At 62.6% G+C, this 2,052-nt stretch carries 2 protein-coding genes; one reads left to right on the top strand and one right to left on the bottom strand.

Translation table 11 applies throughout. The features are described from left to right. The coding region (locus tag ACSLE4_RS03255) for a hypothetical protein (RefSeq protein WP_435903055.1) at positions 1-346 on the top strand (346 nt) is incomplete at its 5' end. Positions 347-524: 178 nt separating this feature from the next. Here ACSLE4_RS03255 and ACSLE4_RS03250 read toward each other — a convergent pair. Then, complete coding sequence (locus ACSLE4_RS03250; protein ID WP_435903054.1) at positions 525-1,874, bottom strand: IS1380 family transposase; 1,350 nt, start codon at positions 1,872-1,874, stop codon at positions 525-527. Positions 1,875-2,052 lie beyond the last annotated feature (178 nt).

Raw genomic sequence — 2,052 nt, 5'->3', positions numbered from 1 at the left:
ACAAGAAGGCCTGAGGTTGAGTGGGTGCAGCAGGAGTTTAGACCAACAGCAAGGCCAGTTCGGATTCCGGTTCTGGTCGAACTTTTCCACTCATCCCGCGTTGATGCAGTGCAACAACCGCGAGGACGACCCGATGACGATGACCGCCGATGACATCCCCCAGCTTCTTAGGGCGCTCGACGAAGCCCTTTACACGCTGGAAGGCATCAAGCGCCGCGCGGCAACTGGCGCCACCGCTTTGAACCCGGACTGGCATTGCAGCGACATCGAACAATTTGCGTCCGATGCGCTCGATAACCTGTCCGCGCTGATGACGAAGCCCGAGCCGCTATGCGTGGCCGCCTAGCCCGGCTTTCTCCCGGCTGGCTCTTTGAGCGAGCGGTCAGGCTATAGTTTTCGCGGGCTGGTCTTGGCCGAGGATTGACCAAGCGGTGAGGCTGCCGCCTGTTGGGCGGCCTTGGCACTCGCATCGCTGATCCTCTCTTGTTGGCGTTCGGGCTCAGATGCGGCGCAGCCGCGCCGTCTCACAATCGCCGCGCTGCCAGCAGGAACACGTCACGCATGGGGCAAGCCGATGCGAAGGCAAGCTTCACGCGCCGGACGCTGATCGTGACCAGCGCGCCGATCTTCAGCAAAGCGAGACGGATGGTGCCGCAGGTCGCCTTTTCCAGCTTGGTTCCGGCGAGCCCGATGCGTCGCACCGCGCACATCAGGACGTAGGCAAAGGACGACAGCCACAGGCGCAACTGGTTCGCGCGCATGGTGGGCGCCGGCGTCCGGTCGGCAAAGAGATCGCCCTGGCATTCCTTCAGCCGGTTCTCCATCTCGCCGCGCTGGCAGTACACGTCCTCGTAAAGGAAGCGCGCCGGCCCATGTGCGGCATGTATGTTGGTCACGATGAATCGCGGGTTGGCCTCGTCCTTCGTCCATTCGGCTTTTCCGATCACGCGCCGTTTGGCGCTCCAGCTCTTGCGCGTGCGATAGTCAAAGTCGGCGAAGACGCGCGCCGGCTGGCTTGTCCGCTTGGCCTTGCGCCGGGCTTTGCGCATTTCGGGCGCGATCCTGGCTACGAGCCGTCGGTTGCCTGCAAGGCCCAGCACGTATTGCACGTCGTTGGCCTCGCACCACGTCATCAGGTCGTCGCGGCAGAAGCCGCTGTCGGCGCGGATCACGACGGTGGTGCTGGGCCAACGCGCACGGATCTTGGCGACGATGCGCGCCACTTCGCCGACGCTGCCGTCGGCGGCATCGACGCTGGATGTGCGCAGCTTGGCGGCCAGCAGATGCCGACCGCAGAAGATATACAGCGGCAGGTAACAATAGCAGTCGTAATAGCCGTGGAAGTGCCGGCCTTCCTGCTCACCATAGAGAGGATCATCGGTAGCATCGAGATCGAGGACGATGCGCGACGGTGGTTCGGCATGAGCGTCGAGAAAGATGTCGACGAACAGCCGCTCGATGGCCCCGCCATCGTGGTCGAGCTTGTGGTGACGGTCGAGGCCGATCTTGCCGGCATGCTCCAACCGGTTCAACGTCGACTTGCCGGCGAGCCGGCCGCCCGGCTTGTCGAGCACGGCGGTGAGAGCCGGGTCGTGGCGCAGCGCGTCGTGATCGATCAGGTCCTCGTAGCCGAGCGCGATGCCAAAGATGCGCTGGCGCAGCAGATCGGCCACCGAGTGCGTGACGGCATCGGTAAATCTGAGATCCGTAAAGCAGCGGGCGAGCCGGTCGGTGAGTTTGATCGAGCGGTCAGCTGCCGCGAGCAACACGACACCACCGTTCGACGTAATGGCGCCGCCGTCGAAAGCGCCCACAAGTTTGCGCTTGGCAGAGCTTCCAAGGTCCAGTTCTTCCTGGCTACACTGTGTCGGCATCGGGGAGCTCTCCTGCTCAAGCGCAAGGCTTTGTCGCAGAAGAACTTTCGCTGAGTCGGAGCCCCGATGCTCTTCACGACTGGGAGAAGTTCAGGCTAGGCCATTGCCGACCGCTAAATAAAACACATTCACAAATAGGTTTGATTTCTCGCCGCCAGACCACTCGACGAAATAAGAG

This window comes from Methyloceanibacter sp. (assembly GCF_051306395.1).
Classification (GTDB): domain Bacteria; phylum Pseudomonadota; class Alphaproteobacteria; order Rhizobiales; family Methyloligellaceae; genus Methyloceanibacter.
This window is presented reverse-complemented; position numbering and strand designations above follow the sequence as displayed.